This window comes from Solidesulfovibrio alcoholivorans DSM 5433, from assembly GCF_000702665.1.
Lineage (GTDB): Bacteria > Desulfobacterota > Desulfovibrionia > Desulfovibrionales > Desulfovibrionaceae > Solidesulfovibrio > Solidesulfovibrio alcoholivorans.
On record NZ_JNJA01000009.1, the window covers coordinates 145,344 to 167,486 of the forward strand.

The 22,143-nt window shown below is 67.8% G+C and carries 20 protein-coding genes; 11 read left to right on the forward strand and 9 right to left on the reverse strand.

Annotated features, from left to right (window positions below; all coding sequences use genetic code 11):
• Nucleotides 1-57 precede the first annotated feature (57 nt).
• From Q368_RS0115900 to Q368_RS0115940, 9 genes are all read left to right on the forward strand, one after another.
• Nucleotides 58-2,142, forward strand: coding sequence for a sigma 54-interacting transcriptional regulator (locus tag Q368_RS0115900; RefSeq protein ID WP_029460047.1), 2,085 nt, complete (start codon nucleotides 58-60; stop codon nucleotides 2,140-2,142).
• Nucleotides 2,143-2,449: 307 nt separating this feature from the next.
• On the forward strand, nucleotides 2,450-3,874 hold the full coding sequence (locus tag Q368_RS0115905) for a solute carrier family 23 protein (protein WP_029460048.1): 1,425 nt from the start codon (nucleotides 2,450-2,452) through the stop codon (nucleotides 3,872-3,874).
• A gap of 94 nt (nucleotides 3,875-3,968) precedes the next feature.
• The gene (locus Q368_RS0115910) at nucleotides 3,969-5,123 is read left to right on the forward strand and encodes an iron-containing alcohol dehydrogenase (protein ID WP_029460049.1); all 1,155 of its coding nucleotides are present in this window, start codon (nucleotides 3,969-3,971) and stop codon (nucleotides 5,121-5,123) included.
• An 85-nt stretch (nucleotides 5,124-5,208) separates the two neighbouring features.
• Nucleotides 5,209-5,988 (forward strand): N-acyl homoserine lactonase family protein, encoded by a 780-nt coding sequence (locus Q368_RS0115915; RefSeq protein WP_029460050.1) that lies wholly within the window; start codon nucleotides 5,209-5,211, stop codon nucleotides 5,986-5,988.
• A 61-nt stretch (nucleotides 5,989-6,049) separates the two neighbouring features.
• Complete coding sequence (locus Q368_RS0115920; protein WP_029460051.1) at nucleotides 6,050-7,504, forward strand: NAD-dependent succinate-semialdehyde dehydrogenase; 1,455 nt, start codon at nucleotides 6,050-6,052, stop codon at nucleotides 7,502-7,504.
• Between the two features lie 130 nt (nucleotides 7,505-7,634).
• Nucleotides 7,635-8,015: a RidA family protein gene (locus tag Q368_RS0115925; RefSeq protein WP_029460052.1), complete on the forward strand. Its 381-nt coding sequence runs from the start codon at nucleotides 7,635-7,637 to the stop codon at nucleotides 8,013-8,015.
• A 110-nt stretch (nucleotides 8,016-8,125) separates the two neighbouring features.
• The gene (locus Q368_RS0115930) at nucleotides 8,126-8,368 is read left to right on the forward strand and encodes a (2Fe-2S) ferredoxin domain-containing protein (protein WP_029460053.1); all 243 of its coding nucleotides are present in this window, start codon (nucleotides 8,126-8,128) and stop codon (nucleotides 8,366-8,368) included.
• 64 nt (nucleotides 8,369-8,432) lie between these two features.
• Complete coding sequence (locus Q368_RS0115935; protein WP_245611371.1) at nucleotides 8,433-10,226, forward strand: [Fe-Fe] hydrogenase large subunit C-terminal domain-containing protein; 1,794 nt, start codon at nucleotides 8,433-8,435, stop codon at nucleotides 10,224-10,226.
• Nucleotides 10,223-11,407 carry a SpoIIE family protein phosphatase gene (locus tag Q368_RS0115940; RefSeq protein WP_029460055.1) on the forward strand — a complete coding sequence of 395 codons (1,185 nt, stop codon included), beginning with the start codon at nucleotides 10,223-10,225 and terminating at the stop codon, nucleotides 11,405-11,407. Before Q368_RS0115935 ends, Q368_RS0115940 begins: the two co-directional genes overlap by 4 nt.
• 70 nt (nucleotides 11,408-11,477) lie before the next feature.
• Here the strand turns inward: Q368_RS0115940 and Q368_RS0115945 are convergent, their stop codons facing one another.
• The 9 genes from Q368_RS0115945 to Q368_RS0115985 form a co-directional block, all read right to left on the reverse strand.
• Nucleotides 11,478-11,840 carry a tetratricopeptide repeat protein gene (locus Q368_RS0115945; RefSeq protein ID WP_029460056.1) on the reverse strand — a complete coding sequence of 121 codons (363 nt, stop codon included), beginning with the start codon at nucleotides 11,838-11,840 and terminating at the stop codon, nucleotides 11,478-11,480.
• 158 nt (nucleotides 11,841-11,998) lie between these two features.
• Nucleotides 11,999-12,442, reverse strand: coding sequence for a flavodoxin (locus tag Q368_RS0115950; protein ID WP_029460057.1), 444 nt, complete (start codon nucleotides 12,440-12,442; stop codon nucleotides 11,999-12,001).
• A gap of 455 nt (nucleotides 12,443-12,897) precedes the next feature.
• Entirely contained in the window at nucleotides 12,898-14,106 is a 1,209-nt protein-coding gene (locus Q368_RS0115955; protein ID WP_029460058.1) for an ABC transporter substrate-binding protein, read from the reverse strand.
• Nucleotides 14,106-15,098, reverse strand: a complete 993-nt coding sequence (locus Q368_RS0115960; protein WP_029460059.1) for an ATP-binding cassette domain-containing protein — start codon at nucleotides 15,096-15,098, stop codon at nucleotides 14,106-14,108. The genes Q368_RS0115955 and Q368_RS0115960 overlap by 1 nt, the downstream gene beginning before the upstream one ends.
• 17 nt (nucleotides 15,099-15,115) lie before the next feature.
• Nucleotides 15,116-15,814 carry a GTP-binding protein gene (locus Q368_RS0115965; protein ID WP_029460060.1) on the reverse strand — a complete coding sequence of 233 codons (699 nt, stop codon included), beginning with the start codon at nucleotides 15,812-15,814 and terminating at the stop codon, nucleotides 15,116-15,118.
• A gap of 30 nt (nucleotides 15,815-15,844) precedes the next feature.
• Complete coding sequence (gene tsaA / locus Q368_RS0115970) at nucleotides 15,845-16,342, reverse strand: tRNA (N6-threonylcarbamoyladenosine(37)-N6)-methyltransferase TrmO (RefSeq protein ID WP_029460061.1); 498 nt, start codon at nucleotides 16,340-16,342, stop codon at nucleotides 15,845-15,847.
• Between the two features lie 272 nt (nucleotides 16,343-16,614).
• A complete protein-coding gene (locus Q368_RS0115975; protein WP_029460062.1) occupies nucleotides 16,615-17,802 on the reverse strand; it encodes a GGDEF domain-containing protein in 1,188 nt (395 codons plus the stop codon).
• 405 nt (nucleotides 17,803-18,207) lie between these two features.
• Nucleotides 18,208-19,632: an adenosylhomocysteinase gene (gene ahcY, locus Q368_RS0115980; protein WP_029460063.1), complete on the reverse strand. Its 1,425-nt coding sequence runs from the start codon at nucleotides 19,630-19,632 to the stop codon at nucleotides 18,208-18,210.
• Nucleotides 19,613-20,578: an ArsR/SmtB family transcription factor gene (locus Q368_RS0115985; protein ID WP_029460064.1), complete on the reverse strand. Its 966-nt coding sequence runs from the start codon at nucleotides 20,576-20,578 to the stop codon at nucleotides 19,613-19,615. Before Q368_RS0115985 ends, ahcY begins: the two co-directional genes overlap by 20 nt.
• Nucleotides 20,579-20,733: 155 nt before the next feature.
• Here Q368_RS0115985 and Q368_RS0115990 point away from each other — a divergent pair, with 155 nt between their 5' ends.
• Complete coding sequence (locus Q368_RS0115990; RefSeq protein WP_052360205.1) at nucleotides 20,734-21,369, forward strand: TetR/AcrR family transcriptional regulator; 636 nt, start codon at nucleotides 20,734-20,736, stop codon at nucleotides 21,367-21,369.
• Between the two features lie 169 nt (nucleotides 21,370-21,538).
• The gene (locus Q368_RS0115995) at nucleotides 21,539-22,114 is read left to right on the forward strand and encodes a class I SAM-dependent methyltransferase (protein WP_029460066.1); all 576 of its coding nucleotides are present in this window, start codon (nucleotides 21,539-21,541) and stop codon (nucleotides 22,112-22,114) included.
• The last annotated feature ends 29 nt before the right edge of the window (nucleotides 22,115-22,143 follow it).

Here is a 22,143-nt window from a genome sequence, read left to right on the forward strand (position 1 = left end):
CGCAAAGGTCTCTGCCAGACGCCGCGCGACCTGGGGCCGCGGCCGGGGGGTGGGAGCGTGAAAGTCCACGACGTGATGCAGCAAAGCGCCCACAGCCTGCGCCGGGACGACACCCTGCGCGCGGCGGCGGCGCTTTTCCGCGCAACCGGCATCGGCGGCGCGCCGGTCCTCGACGCCGGTGGCTTCCCCGAATCCGTCTTCACCAGCGACGACCTCATGCGCGCCCTGGCCGGCGGGGCCAGCCTGTCCGACCCGGTCTCGCTGCACGCGCGCGGCCATATCTGCGCCGTGCATCCGCAAACGCCCCTGGAAGACATCGCCTGGTACGAAAACCGCTTTCTGGCCGTGGTGGACGGCCCGCGCCTCATGGGCTGCGTGGACGCCTCGCGCCTGGGGCCGGACCAGGCGCCGGGACGCGGCGAGGCCGATCCCTGGGCCGGGGCCCTGCGCCGTTTTCCCGAACCCCTTGTCCTGTGCCAGGACGACGGCGTGATCCGCTGGCAAAACGACGCCGCCCGCTGCGTGCTCGGCGACGAGGGCCGCCGGGGCCGCACCCTGCGCCAGGCCCTGGTCCAGGCCGGCTTCCGCGTGGAGGACGACCCGGCCGAGCCCGGGGCCGTGGCCCTGGCCGTGCGCGACGAATCCCGCTACCTGGCCGCGCGCTGGCGCATCCCGGACCCGACCCGCGGCGGCGACGAAACCGCCCGCATGGTGCATCTGCGCGAGGCCGGCGACCGCCACGCCGTGCTCGGCAAGCTGCGCGCCATGCACATCCTGGCCCGGGAGATGCGTGCCGTCATCGACTCCTCTTTCGACGGCATCTTCATCACCGACGGCGAAGGCACGACCATCCTCGTCAACCGGGCCTACGAGCGCATCACCGGCATCCGCGCGTCCGAGGTGCTCGGGCGCAACATGCGCGATCTGGTCAGCGAAGGCTTTTACGACCAGTCCGTGACGCTGCGGGTGCTCAAGTCGCGCAAATCCGAAACCATCATCCAGAAGGTCAAGGGCGGCAAGACCATCGTGGTCACGGGCAACCCCGTGGACGACGCCTCCGGGGCGCTGTGGCGGGTGGTGACCAACGTGCGCGACGTGACCGAACTCCAGCGCCTCCAGGAAGAACTCGAGAAACTGAGCGCCCTCAAGGACCGCTACCGCCTGGAGCTCGCCTCGCTGCGCGGGGCCATGGGCGGCGGCGGCCGCATCGTCGTGCGCTCCAAGCGCATGCAGGAAGTCCACGAACAGGCCCTGCGCCTGGCACTGGTCGATTCCACGGTGCTTTTGCTCGGCGAATCCGGCGTCGGCAAGGAAGTGGTGGCGAGCCTCATCCACGACCACAGCCCGCGCCGCGAAGGCCCGTTCGTCAAGGTGAGCTGCGCGGCCATCCCCGAGCAACTCCTGGAATCGGAGCTGTTCGGCTACGTTAGCGGCGCGTTCACCGGCGCGAACAAGGCCGGCAAACCCGGCGTGTTCGAGCTCGCCCACCAGGGCACGCTCTTCCTCGACGAGGTGGGCGAGCTGCCGCTGGGGCTCCAAGCCAAGCTCCTGCGCGCGCTCCAGGAACGCAAGGTCACGCGCCTGGGCGACGTGCGCGCCAAGGAGGTGGACGTGCGCATCATGGCCGCCACCAACCGCGACCTGGAAGCCATGATGCGCCAGGGCACGTTTCGCAGCGACCTCTTCTACCGCTTGAGCGTCGTGCCCCTGGTCGTGCCGCCCCTGCGCGAGCGGCGCGAGGCCGTGTTCGACTTCATCCACCGCTTTCTCGAGCGCTTCAACCGCAAGTACGGCCTCGGCCGCCAGATCGACCCCGAGGCCTGCGACGCCCTGGCCGCCTGGGACTGGCCGGGCAACGTGCGCCAGCTCGAAAACACCATGGAGCGCCTAGTGGTGCTCGGCCCGGGCGACGTCATCACCCGGGAGGACGCCTTGCGCGCGCTTTCGGGCAACGGCGGCGGCGCGGCACATGCCCCGGCCGCGGGCGCGACGCTTCGCGAAACGCTTACGCGCGCCGAAGCCGAGGCCGTGCGCCAGGCCCTGATGATGCACGGCTCGACCCGGGCCGCGGCCAAATCCCTTGGCGTCAACCAGTCCACGGTGGTGCGCAAGGCCCGTCGCCTGGGTATCGTCCGGGATTGATGCGTCACGGCATCAGCCGATGCGCCAGTGCATCGGACCGCCGCGCCTGCGGGCCCGCCGCCCTTTTCGGCAACTCCCATCGCGTGTTGGCGCTTTTCCGGCGATGCAGCACTGCATCACCCGGCGCGTTCGTCGCGGGCATCCCGAAACACCGTCCTCACCATAACCTGCCGTAACCATTCACTTCCGCTCCGGTGCTCCGACCCGGGCCGGCTGGCACGAATCGTGATGCAGGGCCAGCCAACCGCACCGGGCTCCGCTCGTGACATCCCGGCGACGCGAAACAACCCCTTGACCGGAGGTTTCCATGGCAGGCGAAAGAAGAACCGCAACGCTGGAAGCGCCCTACATCCCCGTGTGGAAATTCAAACTGCGCATTCCGTTCGTGCATTACCGCTTCGAATGGGCCGACTACATCCAGGGACTGGTCATGTGCGCGGTCTGCCTGTCCATCATTCCCGTGCTCCAGGACACCCTCGGCATGCCTTTCGAGGTCGCCCTGGCCATCGTCATCTTAAACGGCTTCCTCTACCTCTGGCACTCGTTTCTGGGCGACCCGGTGGTGCCGGGCTGGGTCACGCCGGCCATTCCGCTGCTGATCGCCTACTGTGTCACCTTCCCCATGGGTCCCGAGCGCATGCATGCGCTGATCGCCTTCCAGCTGATGCTCGGCGTGTGGTGCCTCTTTCTCGGCGCGACCGGGCTTGCGCGCACGGTCATCGGGCTCATTCCCCGCGCCGTCAAATCCGGCGTCATCCTCGGCGCGGGCATCGCCGCCATCCAGCTCATCTTCAAGGAAGGCGGCAAGTTCTACAGTATGCCCATCACCATCAGCGTCTGCGCGCTGGTGGCGCTTTTCATGATGTACAACCCGGCGTTTCGCGGCTGGTCCAAGCGGAGCGCGTCCATCAAGCTGCTGTCCAACCTGGGCATCCTGCCGGCCATCGTGGCGGCCATCGTCATCGCGCCCTTGGTCGGCGAAGCCCCGTTCGAGCTCAAGTGGGGCTTTTCCCAGCCCGCCTTCGCCACGCTGTGGACCGACTGGGTGCCCTGGGGCAAGCTCGGCTGGCCGCCTTTCATGATGTACGTCAAATCCATCCCCCTGGTGCTCGCCGCCTACATCGTCATCTTCGGCGACGCGGTCCAGGCGCAGGGCATCATCCGCGACGCCGACGCCAAGCGCCCGGACGAGCGCGTGGACTACAACCCCGACCGCGCCCACCTGGTCGTCGGCGCGCGCAACGCCGTCATGTCCGTCATGGGCCCCGACGTCTCCATGTGCGGCCCCATCTGGGCGGCCATGACCGTGGTCACCTACGAGCGCTGGAAGACCGGGCGCGAGAGCATGGATTCCATCTACGGCGGCATCGGCTCCTTCCGCTGGGGCACGTTCACGGGCTACTGGCTTTTGCCCATCGTGACCATGACCCGGCCCATCCTGCCCGCCGCGCTCTCCCTGACCATGATCATCCAGGGTTTCGTCTCGGTCTACATCGGGGCGCGCGAGGCCAAAAGTCTCAAGGACCTCGGCATCGGCGGCCTCGTCGCCGGCATCCTCATCTCCAAGGGCGCGGCCTGGGCCTTCGGCGCGGGACTTGTCGCCTGCTTCATCGTCTACGCCATGGACTTCTTCCGGGGCGACACCACCTCCGCCCCGCTGTGGGCCGAGGACCTTCAGCGGGCGCTGGACGCCGAAGCCGACACACTGGCCGGCGAAGCCCCCGGGTCCTGAGCGCTTCCCCTCCCAACCCTGCGCCACACCGCGCGGGAGCCGGCCGTGCCGGCTCCCGCACCAAAAGCACACACCCTGCAAGGAGGTCGTTATCATGAAAACGGAAATCTTCTCCACCACGCCCCGCATCGTCATGGGCAGCGGCTGCGTCGCGCGCCTGCCCGAGGAAGTGAAGCGCCTGGGCGGCGCGTCCGTGCTGCTCGTCACCGATCCCGGCGTGGTCAAGGCCGGCATCGCCGCGCGGCTGACGGCGCTGCTCGCCGACGCGGGCCTCGGCGTGGAAGTCTTCGACAAGGTCGAGGCCGACCCGCGCTACGAAATCGTGGAGGACGCCCTGGCGGCGCTTAGGGCCAGCGGCGCGGACCTGGTCATCGGCCTCGGCGGCGGCTCGTCGCTGGATATGGCCAAGATCACGGCCGTGATGGCGCGAAACGATGGCCCGGTCGGCAGGTACTTCGGCATCGACCTCGTGCCGAGCCGGGGCCTGCCGACCATCCTCGTTCCCACCACCGCGGGCACGGGCAGCGAGGTCACGCCCATCGTCATCCTGTCCGACCACGGCGAGAAGCTCAAAAAGGGCGTGGTCAGCCCCTTCCTCTTCCCGGCCTGCGCCCTGCTCGACGCCGAGCTGACCCTCGGCCTGCCCCCGGCCGTGACCGCGGCCACGGGCATGGACGCGCTGATCCACGCCGTGGAGGCCTACACCTCCATCAACGCCACGCCGATCACGGACATGCTGGCCAAGGAAGCCATCAAGCGCATCTTCCACAACATCCGCACCGCCTACGCCAACGGCGCAAGCCTCGCCGCGCGCGAAAACATGCTGCGCGGGGCCATGCTCGCGGGCATGGCCTTCGCCAACGCCGGGGTCACGGCCGTGCACGCCTTCGCCTATCCCATCGGCGCGGAATTCCACATCCCCCACGGCATCGCCAACACGATCATGCTCGTGCCGGTGATGCGCTTCAACCAGACGGGCAACCTCAAACGCTTCGCCAAGCTCGCCCAGTTCTTCGGCGTGCCCACGGACGGGCTCACCGACCGCCAGGCCGCGGCCGCGGCCGTGACGGCCCTGACGGAGCTGGCCGAGGACCTGCGCGTGCCACAGCACCTGGCCGCGTACGGCGTCAAGGAGGAACACGTGCCCGCCCTTTCCGAAGCCGTGCTCCTGGTCACGCGCCTGCTCGCCAACAACCCGCGCAAGCTCACGCGCGACGACGCCGAGGCCATCTACCGCCAGGCGCTCTAGCGTCGCGTCCTCGAAGTGTTTTTCAATGACAACACCTTTGATTCGTTACCATTAAAGCGGCGCAACACAAACCCGGGAGCTCCCCATGAAAATGTACATGTTCGAAGCGGGAATCCTCAAAAGCCAGCAGCACTTCTTCACGCTCAACAAGGGCGTGGGCGCGCCCTTCGACGTGCCCGTGCCCTTCGCGCTCATCGACCACCCCAAGGGCAAGGTGCTCTTCGACACCGGCAACGCCTACGAGACCGTGCACGACAAGGAAAAGCACTGGGGCGCGATCCTCGCCGCCTACGACCCGGTCATGCGCGAGGACCAGTGGTGCGTCAACGCGATCCAAAAGGTCGGCGTCGCGCCGGAAGACATCCGCTACGTCATCCTCTCCCACCTGCACCTGGACCATGCCGGCGGCGTGGGCCATTTCCCCAACGCCCAGTACGTGGTCCAGCGCGACGAACTGCACTTCGCCTACGTGCCCGACCCCTACATGAAGCTCGCCTACATCCGGAAGGACTTCGACAAGGACGTGCCCTGGCTCATCCTCGAAGGCTGGCGCGACGACGGCTTCGACCTCTACGGCGACGGCGCGATCACCCTGCACTTCACCCCCGGCCATACCCCGGGCCACCAGTCGGCGCTGGTCCATCTTCAAAACAGCGGCCCCACGTTCCTGGCCGCCGATTCCTGCTACACCAGCGACAACCTGGAAAACGGCACCCTGCCCGGGCTCATGTGGAACGCCGGCGACACCGTGCGCAGCGTCAACCGCATGCGCCACCTTCAGGATGCCCACGGCGTGACCGTCATGACCGGCCACGACCCCGAGGCCTGGAAATCCGTCAAACAGGCGCCCGCGTTCTACGACTAACCGCACCGGGGCGGGCGCGAGAGCGCGTCCGCCCCGGCCAACCATACGAAAGGAGGCCCTCGTGCCCAAGCCCCAAGACAGCCCGCTTTTTCGCGAAGCCTGCCTCGTGGACGGCAAGTGGATCCAGGCCGCCGACGGCCGCGTCAGCGTCGTGACCGATCCCGCCGACGGCAGCCGCGTCGGCCAGATGCCGGACCTCGGCCAGGCCGAAATCGAGGCCGCCATCGCCGCCGCCGACGCCGCCTGGCGTCCCTGGGCGGCCAAGGCCGCGCCCGAGCGCGCCGCGGTGCTCGAGCGCTGGCACGCGCTTGTCGTGGCAAACGCCGCCGCAATCGCGGCCCTGCTCACCGCCGAGCAGGGCAAGCCGCTCGCCGAGGCCAAGGGCGAAATCGCCTACGCCGCGTCGTTTCTCAAATGGTTCGCCGAGGAGGCCCGGCGCGTCTACGGCGACGTCATCCCCGCGCCCACGGCCGACAAGCGCCTGCTCGTGCTCAAGCAGCCGGTCGGCGTGTGCGCGGCGATCACGCCCTGGAACTTCCCCGCGGCGATGATCACGCGCAAGGCCGCGCCGGCGCTCGCCGCCGGCTGCGCCATGATCGTGCGCCCGGCGGCCAAGACGCCGTTTACCGCCCTGGCCCTGGCCGAGCTTGCCGTCCAGGCCGGCGTCCCGGCCGGGGTGCTCCAGGTGGTCACGGGCAGTTCCAGCCGCATCGGTGCGTTGCTGACGGCGAGCCCCGTCGTGCGCAAGCTCTCCTTCACCGGCTCCACGGAAGTGGGGCGCGCGCTCATGGCGCAGTGCGCCCCAACGGTCAAGCGCATCTCGCTCGAGCTCGGCGGCAACGCGCCGTTCATCGTCTTCGACGACGCCAACCTCGACGCCGCCGTGGCCGGAGCCATCGCCTCGAAATACCGCAACGCCGGCCAGACGTGCGTGTGCGCCAACCGGCTCTACGTGCAGTCCGGCATCCACGACGCCTTCGCGGCCAGGCTCGCCGCGGCCGTGGCCGCCATGCCCGTGGGGCGCGGCACCGAGCCGGACGTGCTCATCGGGCCGCTGATCGACACCCGGGCCGTGGAAAAGGTGCAAAGCCACATCGCCGACGCCCTGGAAAAAGGCGCGAGAGTGGTGCTCGGCGGCAAGCCCCACGCCCTGGGCGGCACGTTTTTTGAGCCGACCATCCTTTCGGGCGTCACGCAGGCCATGCGCGTGGCACGCGAGGAGACCTTCGGCCCCCTGGCGCCGATCTTCCGCTTCGACACGGAAGAGGAGGTCGTGGCGGCGGCCAACGACACCGAATATGGCCTCGCCGCCTACTTCTACACCGAAAACGCCGGCCGGGCCTGGCGCGTGGCCGAGGCCCTGGAATACGGGCTCGTCGGGCACAACACGGGACTCGTCTCCAACGAGGTCGCGCCGTTCGGCGGTTTCAAGCAGTCGGGCATCGGCCGCGAGGGCTCGAAATACGGCATGGACGAGTACCTGGAGATCAAATACGTCTGCACCTGTATCGCGTAAGGCCCTTGCGGGCGCTCGAGGGCTCGCCGCGCCGTGTTTCCCTGGAAATACGGCGCGGTTGCGCCCGTAGCGCTTCCCGGCTATCGTTCAGGCAGCGGCGCTTCGCCGCGTTCCCCCCAAAGGAGCATGCATGACCCAGCGCCGCAACATTTCCTCCGGTTCCAAATGGGAGCCCCTGCTCGGCTACAGCCGGGCCGTGGTCGCCGGCAACACCGTCTACGTTTCCGGGACGGTGGGCGCGGCCGCCGACGGCTCCGTGCCCGAAGGGGCCTACGCCCAATCCAGCCGAGCCCTGGAAATCATCCGCGACGCCCTGGCGCAGGCCGGCGCGGACCTGACAAACGTGGTGCGCACGCGGCTTTTCCTCACCGACATGGCCGACTTCGACGCCGTGGCCAAGGCCCATGGCGAAGCCTTCGGCGAGATCCGGCCGGCCACGACCATCGTCAAGGTCGCGGGGCTCGTCGATGCCGCCTTCGTGGTGGAAATCGAAGCCGTCGCCATGATCTGAATTCCCTTTCCGATCGGCCCCGGCCGGGAAGGATATTGCGATTTTGCTTGCGGGGCGATCTTTTTGCGGTTAACTTGTGAAAAAAGGGACAAAACAAGGCCCGCAACCGCATGAAGCATGAAATCGTCATTTGCATGGGCAGTTCGTGTTTCGCCCGGGGCAACAAGAAACACCTGCTCATGATCGAGCAATACCTGGCCGAGCATGGCTTGGCCGATAGCGTCGTGCTCACGGGCAGCCGCTGCGAGGACCAGTGCCGCACGGGGCCGAACATCCGTATCGACGGCCAGTTGTACGGCGAAATCGACGGCGAGCGCCTGATGGAACTCTTAAGCCGCCACCTTTCCCAATAATCCCCGACACGACGCCCTCCCCCTCCGTGTCTCCCCCTTGCCTAAAGCCTCCAGGAAGCAGACAATGCTGACCAGCTTGCCCGAGACCGCAACCCAGGGAGGCGGCATGCTCAGGCCCTACCCCATCTATACCATCGAGACCGAATGCCAGGACTGCTACCGCTGCCTGCGCCAGTGCCCGGTCAAGGCGATCCAGGTGGAATCGGGACGGGCGACGGTGGTGCCGGAATTGTGCATCGCCTGCGGCCAGTGCGTGGCCGCCTGCCCCGCACATGCCAAGCAGGTGCGCAACGACCTGTTCGCGGTCTTCAAACTTCTGCGCTCGAGCCGCCCGGCCTACGTTTCCCTGGCCCCGTCCTGGGTGGCGGAGTTCCCCGACGTCTCGCCCCAGGCCATGATCGCGGCCCTGCGCAAGCTGGGCTTTTCCGGGGTGTCGGAGACGGCGCTCGGGGCGCAGGAAGTCTCGGCCGCTGTGGCCCAGACCCTGGCCCAGGGCGGACCGCGGCTCATGCTCTCCACGGCCTGCCCGGCGGCGGTGGACTTCATCCGGGGCTACATGCCCGAACTCGTGCCCAACCTCTCGCCGCTGCTCTCGCCGCTGCTGTCCCACTGCCGTTTGCTGCGCCGCAACTACGGCCAGGACATCGGCGTGGTCTTTTTCGGGCCGTGCGTGGCCAAAAAAACCGAGGCCGACAACCACCCGGGCCTGCTCGACGCGGCCATGACCTTCACCGACCTGCGCATCATGCTGCGCCAGGAAAATATCAATCCCGCCGCCCTGGTTCCGGGACCGGCCGACATGTTCATGCCCTATCCGGCCAAGGAGGGCGCGCTCTACCCCATCGAAGGGGGCATGTCCGACACCATCAAGGCCTACGCCGGCAACACCCAGGTCTGCTTCACCACCTTATCCGGCATCCCGACCATCGAATCCGCGTTGCAAGGCATCCAGAACCACGTGCTGCCGCGCCCGGTGTTCGTGGAAATGCTCGCCTGCGTCGGCGGCTGCGTGCGCGGGCCGTGCGTGTCCAGCCACCGGCCGCGCCTGCTCGACCAGCTCGACGTCTTCAACCGCGCGGTCAAGCCCCTGCCGGAAACGCCGGTGCGCGCACCCGTGGTCTCCATCGGCGAGCGCAAGAACCCCGCCCCCGTGGACCTGCCGGTCTACAGCGAGGACCAGTATGTCAAGGTACTGCGGCTGATCGGCAAGTTCACGCCCGAGGACGAAATCAATTGCGGCGGTTGCGGCCACGAGACCTGCCGTGGACTGGCGCGGGCCATGCTCGAAGGGCTGGCCGAGCCGTCGATGTGCGTGCACTTCCTGCGCAAACGCGCCACGCGCAAGGCCAATGCGCTGCTGCGCTGCATTCCCGCCGGCGTGGTCATCGCCGACAACAAGCTGCACATCATCGAGTGCAACGAGCACTTCGCGCGGCTTTTCGGCGAGGAAACACTCATGGCCTTCGAAGCGAGCCCGGGCATGGAAGGGGCGGCGCTCGAAAAGATCGTGCCCTTTATCGCCCTGTTCCGCCGGGCTCTCGAAACCGAGACCGACATCCACCGCGACGCGCTGCGCCAGGACGACCGGGTGTTCAGCGTCACCATCTTCACCATCGAGCCGCGCAGCGTCATCGGCGGCGTCATCTTCGACGTCACGGGCTCGGAGCTGCGCCGCGAGGAAATCGCCCAGCGCGCGCGGGAAATCATCCGCAAGAACCTCGAGACCGTGCAGGAAATCGCCTGCCGCCTGGGCGAAAACATGGCCGACACCGAGATTCTCCTGCGTTCGCTGTCCGAAGGCTTTTCCAGCGGGGCGCACGCCCTGACCGAAAAAGAACTGCGAGGGCGGCGCGGATGACGAGCGAAGAGGTCTTCGTCGAGGTGGAAGCGGCCCAGCGCAACCGCTACGGCGAGGATATCTGCGGCGACGCGTTCAAGACCCTGCGCCTGCCCGACGAGGGGCGCACCATCGCCGTGCTCTCCGACGGGCTCGGGCACGGGGTCAAGGCCTCGATCCTCTCGCTCATGACCGCGACCATGGCGCTCAAGTACACGGCCTGCGACACGGACATCGTGCGCGCGGCCGAGGTCATCATGGACGCGCTGCCGGTGTGCCAGGTGCGCAAGATCAGCTACGCCACCTTCACCGTGGTGGACATCCACCCCAACGGCGGGGCGCGCGTGGTGGAGATGGACAACCCGCCGATCACGCTCGTGCGCGACGGGCTGGCCGTCAACCTGGACTTCGAGGAGGTCTCCTCGCCGCGCTACAACGACCGGGTGATCCGGGTTTACGACATGGCGCTGCGGCCCGGGGACCGGCTGATATTTACTTCCGACGGCATCACCCAGGCGGGGCTCGGGTCCGAGCGGCTGCGCCTGGGCTGGCGCATCAAGGGCTGCCGGGAATTCGCCCTGGAGCAGGTGGCCAAGGACCCGAAGATTTCGGCCCGCGCCCTTTCCCAGAAAATCCTCGCCCAGGGCCTGCGCCAGGAACCGTTCCAGCGGGCTTTCGACGACATGACCGCGGCCGTGATCTACCTGCGTCGCCCCCGGCGCACGATCATCCTGACCGGCCCGCCCTACGCTGCCGGCCGCGACAAGGAATTCGCCGAGGCGCTCGAGGACTTCGAAGGGCGCAAGATCATCTGCGGCGGTACCACGGCCAACATCGTGTCCCGGGAGCTCGGGCGGCCCATCCGCGACTGCCTGACGGCCAAGGGCGCGAGCTGCGACATACCGCCGGCGGCGGAAATGGAGGGCGTGGACCTCGTGACCGAAGGCATCCTGACGCTTACGCGCACGGCGCAACTGCTGGAACGCGACGACGTGCCGCGGGAGAAGAATCCGGCCACGCAGCTCTACGAAATCCTGCTCGACAGCGACTCGATCGAATTCGTGGTGGGCGCGCGCATCAACGAAGCGCACCAGGACCCCAACCTGCCCATCGACCTGGAGATCCGGCGCAACATCGTCAAGCGCATCCGGAACGTGCTGGAAGAGAAGTACCTGAAGGAAACGAGGATGCGGGTTTTTTAAAAAAACGCGCCCCGCCGGAAACCGCCAAGCCGGACGGGGCGCGTCGCCAACGGGCTTTCACCGGCTGTTTCTACACGGCAGCCGCACACTCCCAGGCGGGAGCCCGCGCGGGCAAAACCGCGGCGAAATGCCCCAGGATGTTCTGGTAGAGCTTGCTGCCGCATCCGGCCCGATTGCGGACCAGGGTCAGAGCCTTTTCGAATTCCTCGGCCGCCTCGTCGCTGCGGCCGGCCTCGTGCAGGGCCAGTCCCAGGCGAAACACCGAATGGGCCGTGGCCGTCTCCACGCCGCCGCCGTTTTCCGAAAGCGCCACGGAACGACGCAACAGAGCCTCGGCTCCTACAAGGTCGCCGTGCTCCAGCGCTTCCATGCCGGCCTCGCGCAGTTGTCGCACGCTGGCCGAAAGTTCACATTTCCCGTTGGTACAAGCCATGACAGCCTCCAGGCAAGCGGGCGTTCCTCTTCGAGATTCGCCCGGCAAAGGCGACGCGCCTGCCCGCGCGCGCCGTATCGTTCCTTGTTTCAAGCCGTCCCCATCTCCCGGCAGGGCCCCTTTCCTTCGCCATCCGCTCCCGCATCAGGCGAGGGGCGTTATGCCGCGCTCCGGAACACCTCCCTGGCCCAATCCCTGGCCTCGGCCTCGTCCGGCTCACCGTCGATCTTGAGCGGCAGATCGATGACCTTGGCCCCCAAGGAAGCCGCCTTTTCGGCGATGGCGTCCACCGCGCCGCAAAAGTGGGTATAGCTCGAATCGCCGCAACCGAAGACGGCGACCTTCCGGCCGCCGAGCCCGGCCGCCTCCAGATCGTCGTACAGGGGGATGAAATCCTCCTGCAGCTCGATGGCGTCGTCGCCCCAGGTGGAGCAGCCGAACACCACGAGGTCGTAGCCCTCGGCCAGCCCCGCCGCCTTGACCTTTGCGGCGTTTTTGAGGTCAACGGCCATTCCCGATTCTTCCAGGACCTTGGCCACGACTTCGGCGACGGTTTCGGTATTGCCGGTGGTGGAGCCGAACACGACAAGCGCTTTTCCCATGGCGTACTCCCATGATGCGTATTTCCGGACGGCCGTGCCATCCGCATGGGAACATGATTTAATGATAATGAATCTCATTGTCAACATCATTTATGCGCTCCACTTTCCGAGCGCCGACCACTTCCGACCACGCGACACTGCGCCCCAAGCCTTTCCAAGAGCAAAACTCATGAAACTTCGCCCCGAAAGGGCGACGGCCCAGGGCCGGAATTTTCCCTGCCGCTGCCGCCGCTGTCGCGGCAGGCTCGGCAGGGAAAATTCCGGCTCCATCTTCGTTTCGCATCCCCCGCCCATCCGGTGCCCGCAGTCTCCCCCGCGCCACGACGCCGACCGGGGGGACCGGGGGGAGTGACTCCCCCCGGCGGGGTCCGGGGCAGAGCCCTGGCAGGGTCCGGGACAGCGCCCTGGCAGGGTCTGGGGCAGCGCCCCAGCCGCCGGGGGCGTCTCCCCTCCCCTTAATGCGAAGCGTAGTACGCCTGGGCGAAGGTCGCGCCGGCTTCGGCGATGAGCGCGCCGAGGTCGTTGGCTTCGAGCGTGTCCCAGCCGATGAAGCCTACCTTGGCCCCTTCGGGCAGGCCCGAGGGCGCGCCCGGGCAGGTGGGCGGAATGAGCGCGCCGGCGCTGATGGCAGCGGTTTCCGGCCCGGTGAAGAACTCGACGAGGGGGGCAAGCCTCGCCAGGGCCGTTTCCTTGACCATGACGAAGAGCGGAGAGACGAGCCCGCCTTCTTCGGGCCAGACGAGATGCACGTCGTCGCGGCGCGGCGCGGCGGTGGCGAAGAAGTAGGGCATGACGCCGATGGGCGGCGGATTGGTCCCCGGCGCGGGGCGGAAGATCTGGGACGGATGGGTGTCGCAGACCATGGCCCGGCCGAGGGCGGCCACGGCTTCGGAGCCGTGGCGCAGGCGGATGTTGAGCAGGAGCGTGGAGTCGCCGGCGGTTTCCGGCGGCCCGCACAGGCCGATCTTGCCGGCATAGGCCGGATCGAGCAGGTCGTCGAAGGAACGCGGCACGGGCAGGCCGCCCAGACGCGAGGCGACCACGGCGATGACCAGCGGGTTGACGCCGTAGATGCGACACACGCCGCGCGGGTCGGCAAGGCGGGCGTCGGCCAGGGCCGGATGCATGGCCTGGGGCAGTTTCGCAAGCAGGCCGCCGTCGGCGAAGCGGTCGCGGAAGCTCCTGGACAAAAAGCCGTTGAGCCCGGCGGAAACGATCAGGTCCGGCACTTCCGCGGCGCTTTCGAGGCCCGAGGCAAGATCGTTGAGCGTGTGCTTGCCGCAGCTGTCCATGAAGATGCGCGGCCAGGGAAAATCCGGCCCCAGGCGCTCCTTGAGGTTCTCCAAGGCGATGCCCATGGGGGCCTTGAGGGGACAGGGAAGGCTCAAGAACATGCGCGGCCCGGTGCCGTCGGCGCGGTAGCCATCGCAGAAAAGCGGCACCATGCCTGTTGCGGGGCCGGCCCCAGCCATGGCCCGGGCGAGGGCCTCGGCGGTGAGACCGTGCATGGCAAGCAGCGTGCGAAGCGTCAGAAAGGGCGCAGCCGAGGCCAGGAATTCGGCGTCGGCCACGGCGGCGACGCCCATGCCGGCGAGCACGTCGCGCCCGGCCGGATGGCGGGCCAGGTAGCGCGTGACCGGCCAGTCGAGGGAACCGGGTTCCATCAGTTTGTCTCCTTTTGCGTGGCGACCGTGCGGCCCCGGCGCAGGTCCTCGCGGGCCCGGGACAGCACGGCGTCGAGCGCGGCCAGTTCCTTAAGGGCCTGGCGCTCGGCCGGCGAGGTTTCAAGGACGTGGGCCACGGCCCCGCCGGAAAAGACCAGCCGCCGCGTCGCAAGCAGCGCGAGCAGCGGGTCGTGGGTGGCGACGAAGACGATCTTGCCGCTGCCGGTCAGAAGCGAAATGGCCCGCTGCCGGTCGATGCCGGCGTTTTCGATCTCGTCCACGAGCACCACGGGCGAGGCGCACAGCCGCGCCACGTCGGCGATCATGAGCGCCCGGCTCTGGCCGCCGGACAGGGCGGTCAGGGGCGTGTCCGTAGCGAACGGTTCCCCGGCGAGTTCGTTGGCCAGGGCGACCACCTCGGCGGCGGCCCCGGCGACGTCGGCGAGCAGGCGGCTTTCGGCGTGGGCCTCAAGAAACGGCCCCACGGCCATGTCCATGACGAAATGCATGTTCTGGGACAGCTGGGCCACGAGGCGGCCGGACAGGGACAGGCGGCGCGCGGCGTCGGCGGGCGCGCCGTCGAGGAGCACGCGCCGGCCGGTGGGGGTGTCGGCGTCGGCCAGCCATTCGACGTCGGCGAGAAAGCGGCTCTTGCCCGAGCCCGTCGGCCCGACCAGGGCGACCACGTCGCCGGGGACGAGGGTGAGGTCCAGGGTTTCGGGGCGGCCGCGCTTGTCCGTGCCGCCGCGCACGCTCAGGGAGTTTACCGATGGCGGGGCGGCGTCGATGCGCCCCAGGGCGTCGAGAAACCTGGCGAAATGCGCGGACAGCTCGTCGCGGGAGCAACCCGTTTCGGTCAGCGCCTCCTCGCCGAGGGCGGCGAAATAGGCTTCGGGCGTCGTTTCCGGCGCGGGCGCGGGCAGGCCCTGCACGGCGAAAAAGTCGCGGCTGGCCGCGAGCTCGCGCCAGATTTCCTTGAAGGGCCGGGCCATGTCCCGGCTCCCCCCGGTCACGGGGCCACCTCGGCGAAATCCATCTTGCGCACGTTGCCCATCTGGTGGTCCGCGCCCACACGGCGCTGGCCCAGGCAGTAGGAGCACACGGCGGCGGGCATGGTGAAGCGCAGGCTCGCTCCGTCAAGGGTCGGGGTTTCGGGCGCGGCAGCGATGACGTGGGCCAGGGCATCGGCCCCCTGGCCGGTCAGCCCACTGACGAAGAGCACCGTGGCCCGGGGATTGACCCGGCGCACGCGGAAGGCGAACACCTCGCGCTCGGCCTGGGAGACCACGTCGCCCTTGGTCACGGCCACGACGTCGGCCAGGCGCAGCATGGGGCCGATCTTGGCCGGCGTGTCCACGCCCGAGAGGCTGTCCACGACGCACACGGCGAGCACGCCTTCGATGTGCGGCGCGCAGCGGTTGCACAGCCCCGCGCTCTCCACGGCCAGGATGGAAAGCCCCTGGCGCACGCCCCAGGCATGGGCGTCGGCGGCGTTGCAGACGTAGAAGTGGTCCGGGCACAGCGCGCCGGAAAGACCCACGGCGGCGGGGATGCCGGCCGCGGCAAAAGCGTCGCGGTCGCGGCTGGCCAGGCAGTCGAACTTGACCACGCCCAGGCGCTGGTCCCGCGCGGCCAGGATGGCGGCGGTTTTCAGCAAAACGGCGGTCTTGCCGGACGAGGGCGGTCCGGCCACGGTGACGCATTTCATGGAAGGGGAATCGTCTCCTTGCGGGTTTGTCTACCTGAACCGATCATCGGAAATGCAGGTGCCCGCGTTTTCGGCCTTGGCGTCGAACCAGCCGATACGGCCGGCCTGCCAGACGTCAAAATGCGGCACATAGGGCTTGATGTCGAGTACGGGCGTGCCGTCGAGGACGTCGACGTTGCGCAGGAGCACGGTGGTCTCGGTCACGCCCACGAGTTCCAGCACGGACAGGCCGATGGGATTGGGGCGCTTGGGCGAGCGGGTGGCGAAGATGCCGTGGTCGGCGTTGTCGAGAAACGGGCGTACGATCAGGTCGTAACCCGTGACCCGGTGCAGGTGGTAAAGCAGGAAAACATGGGAAAACCCTTCGAGGTCGCGCAGGCCACCGGCGAAATCCGGATGCACCTCCACGTGGCCCTCGACGCCGAGCGCGCCGACCGGCTGGATGGGCATGCCTTTGATGTCGCGAAACGGGGAACGCAAAATGCCGATGGAGCGGTAGGCGATGTCTTCTTCGGGCTGGTTGTTCACGGCGGTTCCTTGCGGGCGGCGGGCCCCGGCCCTTGTGAGATCAAGAATCGGGCCAATGCGGACGCCCCTGAATTGCTGGATTTCCGGCTTGACGGAGAGCCGTCCCGGACAATTCCGTCCTACAGCGATACAAAGTTGTCGTGCCCGCGGCAACCTCATAAAAACACACGAAAATTTTTCTTCGCGTGACTCTTGTCGCCACGCGAAAGCGAAGCCCCCCCGAATGTGCCGGGAAGGCGAGGCTTTCGACCCGAAATCGTCGGGGAAGCGGCCTAGGCGTCAGCGCTCGCGGAATACCGGGACGGGAGGGCGTCGGCGTGCAGGACCATGTCGCGGGCCATTTCCTTGGCCGCGAGCAAAGCCATGTCGGCCAGGCGCATGAAATCCGCGCCCTCGTCGTCCGCGCCGCCCCGGTGGCTGGACAGGCCGATGGTGACGGTCAGCGGCGCGGCAAGCCCCAGGCAGCCCCAATCATGGCCGGACACGGTACGGCGCAGGCGTTCGGCCACCGAGGCGGCGCGCTCGGGCGAGGCCCCGGACAGCAACACGCAGAATTCGTCGCCGCCGATGCGTGCGACCACGTCGCCGCCGCGCAGTTCCCTGGCGATGATCCGGGCGAGGAGCCTCAGGGCTTCGTCGCCACGGGCATGGCCATGACGGTCGTTGACGGCCTTGAAGTGGTCGATGTCCACCAGGGCGAGGCTCGTCCAGGACTGGGCGCAGGCGGCCTCGCGCAGTTCCCGGGCGAACGCCGCCTCGAAGCCCCGGCGATTTTGCAGCCCGGTCAGGGGGTCGAGATCGGCCAGCCGGCGCACCTCCTGCTCGGCGCGGTCGCGGTGCAGCAGCACGAAGCCCAGGGTGCAGGCGATCAGTCCCGGCACGGAAAGGAGCATGGCCACGTCTTGCGCCGTGCTCGGGTCGAAGGGGTTGGGCTGCGGCTGGAAGGAGAAAAAGACGGCCAGTCCCCGCACGAGAAAGGAAATGCCTGCAAGGAGGTAGCCCACGGCGAGCATGAGGATGATATGGGTCCTGAACTCCCGAACCCGCCGCCAGACCGTGACGGCGATGGTCCAGGTCAAGCCGGCATAGAGCGCCCCGAGCAGCAGGGCCCTGGGTTTGACCGCCTGGTCCAGGGCCAGCGACAGGAAAACCGCCACGGCCAGCGGCGCGCCGTAAAGCCATTGCGGCCGCCTGTTGCCAAAAAACCGGTCGAAAGAGGCCCAATAGCAAATCCAGGACAGGGCGAACAGGGCGTTGCCCGCCACAAGGAGGCCGTTTTCCGGCGCTGGGCCGCGCAGGGCGAAAAACGGCACGGACAGGACATTGGCCCCAAGCCCGGCTATCCATAGCCGCGCGCCCCTGGACCGCTTGTCGGCAAAAGCCACGGCCAGCAGTACGGCGACGCAGAGCTGACTGCTGCAATAGATCATCGCAGCGGTGCGGAAGTCGAAATTTTGCATTGCCGACTTCGTATACGGATTCCAGGGTCGAAGCAAACCTTTCCTACGGTTTTGCACCAACATCGCAATCGGCGCACCATTTCCTGCGACGACGCAGCCGCCGAAGGGGTTGTCATTACTCCATTCCCGCAGAGAGAGGACAAAAAGTCACACTTCACTTTTTTTGCGTACGCTACGAACGCATTGCACTGCGACACCGGGATAATCCACAAACGTCGCTTTGCCTGTTCGCCCTGCCACGCGCGCCGCGCATCGTCTTCGTCCGGGCCGCGACGCAGGATGACGACACCCCAAAAAAACCGCCGTACCGTGGGCGCGGTTCCCACGATACGGCGGCAGGGGGAGGGTAAAAAAAAACCTGCTGACGACCCCGCGAGACGCCCTGCGCCTTGCGGGAAGCCGCGACTAGTAGCGGTAGTGGTCGGGCTTGTAGGGTCCGGCCGCGTCGATATTGAGGTAGGCGGCCTGGGCCGGCGTCAGGGTCTCGAGCCTGGCACCCAGGCGCGCCAGGTGCAGGCGGGCCACTTCCTCGTCCAGGAGCTTGGGCAGCGTGTAGACGCCGATCGCGTACTGTTTGGTCGCCAGCTCGATCTGCGCCAGGGCCTGGTTGGTGAAGGAGTTGGACATGACGAAGCTCGGGTGGCCGGTGGCGCAGCCGAGGTTGACGAGCCTGCCCTCGGCCAACATCAGGATGGCGTTGCCCGAAGCCATGGTCCACTTGTCCACCAGGGGTTTGATCTGGTCCTTCTTGCAGGTGGGCGTGTTCTCCAGGTAGGCCACGTTGATCTCGGAGTCGAAGTGGCCGATGTTGCAGACGATGGCCCCGTCCTTCATCTTTTCCATGTGCGCGCCGGTGATGACGTCGCAGCAGCCCGTGGCCGTGACGAAGATGTCGCCCTGGGGGCAGGCCGCTTCCATGGTCGTGACCTCAAAGCCTTCCATGGCCGCCTGCAGGGCGCAGATGGGATCGATTTCGGTCACGAGCACGCGCGCGCCGAAGCCGCGCATGGACTGGGCGCAGCCCTTGCCCACGTCGCCGTAGCCGGCCACGACCACGACCTTGCCGGCGACCATCACGTCCGTGGCCCGCTTGATGCCGTCGGCCAGGGACTCGCGGCAGCCGTAGAGGTTGTCGAACTTGGACTTGGTCACGGAGTCGTTGACGTTGATCGCCGGGAAGAGCAGCTCGCCGTTTTGCATCATCTGGTAGAGGCGATGCACGCCGGTGGTGGTCTCCTCGGAGACGCCGCGGATCTTTTTGGCGATGCGCTCGAAGCGGCCGGCGTCGGCGGCCACGACCGCCTTGATGCGGTCCATGATGATGGCCATTTCCTTGTTGTCCGCCGGGGCGCCCAGCACCTTGGCGTCCTTGGCGCATTTCACGCCGTGGTGGACGAACAGGGTGGCGTCGCCGCCGTCGTCGACAATGAGGTCCGGTCCCGTGCCGTCGGGCCAGGTCAGCGCCATCTCGGTGCACCACCAGTACTCTTCCAGGGTCTCGCCCTTCCAGGCGAAGACCGCGGCCAGTCCGTCGGCGGCGATGGCCGCGGCGGCGTGGTCCTGGGTCGAGTAGATGTTGCACGAGGCCCAGCGCAGGTCCGCGCCCAGGGCGTGCAGGCATTTGATCAGCATGGCCGTCTGGATGGTCATGTGCAGCGAGCCGGTGACGCGAAGTCCCGCCAGGGGCTTTTGCGGGCCGTACTTTTCGATCACGGCCATAAGTCCGGGCATTTCGCCCTCGGACAGCTGCATTTCCTTGCGGCCCCAATCGGCCTGGGACAGGTCGGCGACCTTGTAGGGAAGGCTCAAATCAAGCGGCGTGACGCTCATGGGGTTCTCCTTGACGGACGGGTTGGCGGGGCACGGCCACGGCGCGCGCGGCGACGAGCCCCCGGTTGACGGGATGTTCGGACCAGTCAGCCAGGTCAAACCCGGCGCGGTCCAGCCATTCGGAAAGCTTTTCACGGGAAAATCCCAGCCAGCGGTCGCCGAAGCGGCGGCGCATGGCCTCGTCCTCGTGGGCGGCGAAATCGATGACCACGAGCCGGCCCGCGTCGGCGAGCACGCGGCGGGCCTCGGCCAGGGCCGCGGCGGGATCGGGCAGGTGGTGCAGGGTCAGGCAGACGACCAGGAAATCGGCCTCGCCGTCGGCCATGGGCAGGTGTTCGAGCTCGCCCATGCGCACGCCGACCGGAAGCCCGGCCGTGCGCCGTTCGGCCAGGGCGAGCATGGAGGGTGAGCTGTCCACGCCGATGACGGCGGCGGCGCGCTCGGCCAGCACCGGCAGCAACTCGCCCGGGCCGCAGCCGAGGTCGGCGGCCAGGGCGACCGTTTCGGGCATGACCGCGCGCACGAGGTCGCCCGGATCGAGGTCGCCGAGCACCTCGCGGCGAAGCGTCGCCCAGTCCGGCGCGATGGCGTTGAAAAAACGCCGCGTCTCCTGGCGGCGCTCGCGCAGCACCGCCGCCACGGCCGTCAGGTCGGCCTCGGGGCCGGCGGCGGCGAGCCAGGGCGCAAGCGCGGCGAGCAAGGCGGCCTGCTCCCCGCCCGCGGCGGCGCTGTAGAAGGTCCAGGCCCCTTCGCGGCGGCTGGCGAGCAGCCCGCAGCCGACCAGGATGCCGAGGTGCCTGGAGACCCTGGACTGGCCCATGCCGAGCACGGCCACGATCTCGCCCACGGACAGCTCGTGGCGGGAGAGGATGCGCACCAGGCGCAGCCGCGTGGCGTCGGCAAGGGCTTTGAACCAGGGCAAAGGGGAAGATGCGTTTTCCAACATATCAAGATATCCTGATACACTGATAGTCAAATTTTCCCGATCCCGTCAACCCCCCTTTTCCGCAAGGCAGCAAAACATGCGCCCGCGGTCTTGACCGACGGTCGGTCAGTACATATCCTGCGCACATCGTCTCCCGCAATCAGGAACACACCGCCATGCACACCGTCAAAGCGCCGCAAGAACGGCGCGAGGAATTCCTGGACGCCGCCCACGCGCTTTTCGAGGAGCGCGGGGTCGATGCGACCTCCGTAAGCGACATCATCGAGAGGGTCGGCGTGGCCAAGGGAACCTTCTACTGGTACTTCAAATCCAAGGAAGCCCTGCTCGACGCGTTGGCCGAGCGGCTCACCGCGCGTTTCCTCGAAAGCCTGCCCCCCATCCTGGCCGACCCGGACCGCAACGCCCTGGAAAAGCTTCGCGCGCTCTGGGAAATCCACGAAAGGGACCGCCACAGTCTGCCCGGCCTGCACCGCTATTTCCACAAGCCGGAAAACCTGCTGCTGCACCAGAAGCACCGGGACCTGGAACACCGGGCCCTGATACCGCTGTTGGCGAGCATCATCGCCCAGGGCAACCGGGAAGGCGTTTTCACCGTCACCTGTCCCGAAACGACAGCCGAGTTCCTGATCCTGGCCCAAGGCCTGCGCATCCATCCGTCACGGGACAGGGCAGCAACGGAGACGGACGCCCGGCACGCCGGCTTCCGGGAAATCCTGGAACGCGTTCTGGGGGCCGCGCCCGGGAGCCTCGGCTTTCTCACACCCGGTGAAACAGGTCGCGCCCGAACGTAAAAGACGGGTAATCCGTCATGTTCGCAAGGGTCCGGGAACTGCGCGCCATCGCCCGCTCCGCCGGCCAGCCCCGGCCTTGCATCACGCGCCCCGTCCCCTCTCATGTTCTGATCGCAGACGAGGAGACGCATACGGCCGCTTTCCCTGCCGGCCGACCAAGGAGGACACCATGAACGAACACGCCCAGGAATCGACGGGGGCGAACCATGTCTGCCCGGTGAATCACGCCGGTTGGCTGGCCAGTTCCCTGCGAAAGCTCGTGCACAATCCCGACGCCATCCTGCGGGGACTGGTCCGTGAAGGAGATACGGCCGTGGACCTCGGCTGCGGGCCGGGCTTTTTCACCCTTCCCCTGGCGCGGCTGGTGGGCCGGGAAGGGCATGTGATCGCCGTGGACCTGCAGGAGGAGATGTTGCGGATGCTGCACAGCCGCGCCGAACGCGCGGGACTGTCTTCCCGCATCCAGCGCCACCTGTGCACGGCGGGGTCCCTTGGCCTCGCGGCCAAGGCGGATTTCGCCCTGGCCTTTTACATGGCCCATGAAACGCCGGATGCCGCCGCCTTCCTCCGCGAGGTCCACGGGCTGCTTTCGCCCGGCGGCCGGCTGTTGCTGGCCGAACCCCGCTTCCACGTCGGCGGGGAGGCCTTCCGGCGCACCCTGGCCCTGGCCGGAACGACCGGGTTTCGCATCACGGCCGAACCGCGCATCCGGTTCAGCAGGGCGGCGTTGCTCGCCCGGGACTAGGGCGACGTTCCCGAAAAGAGGGGGAGGCC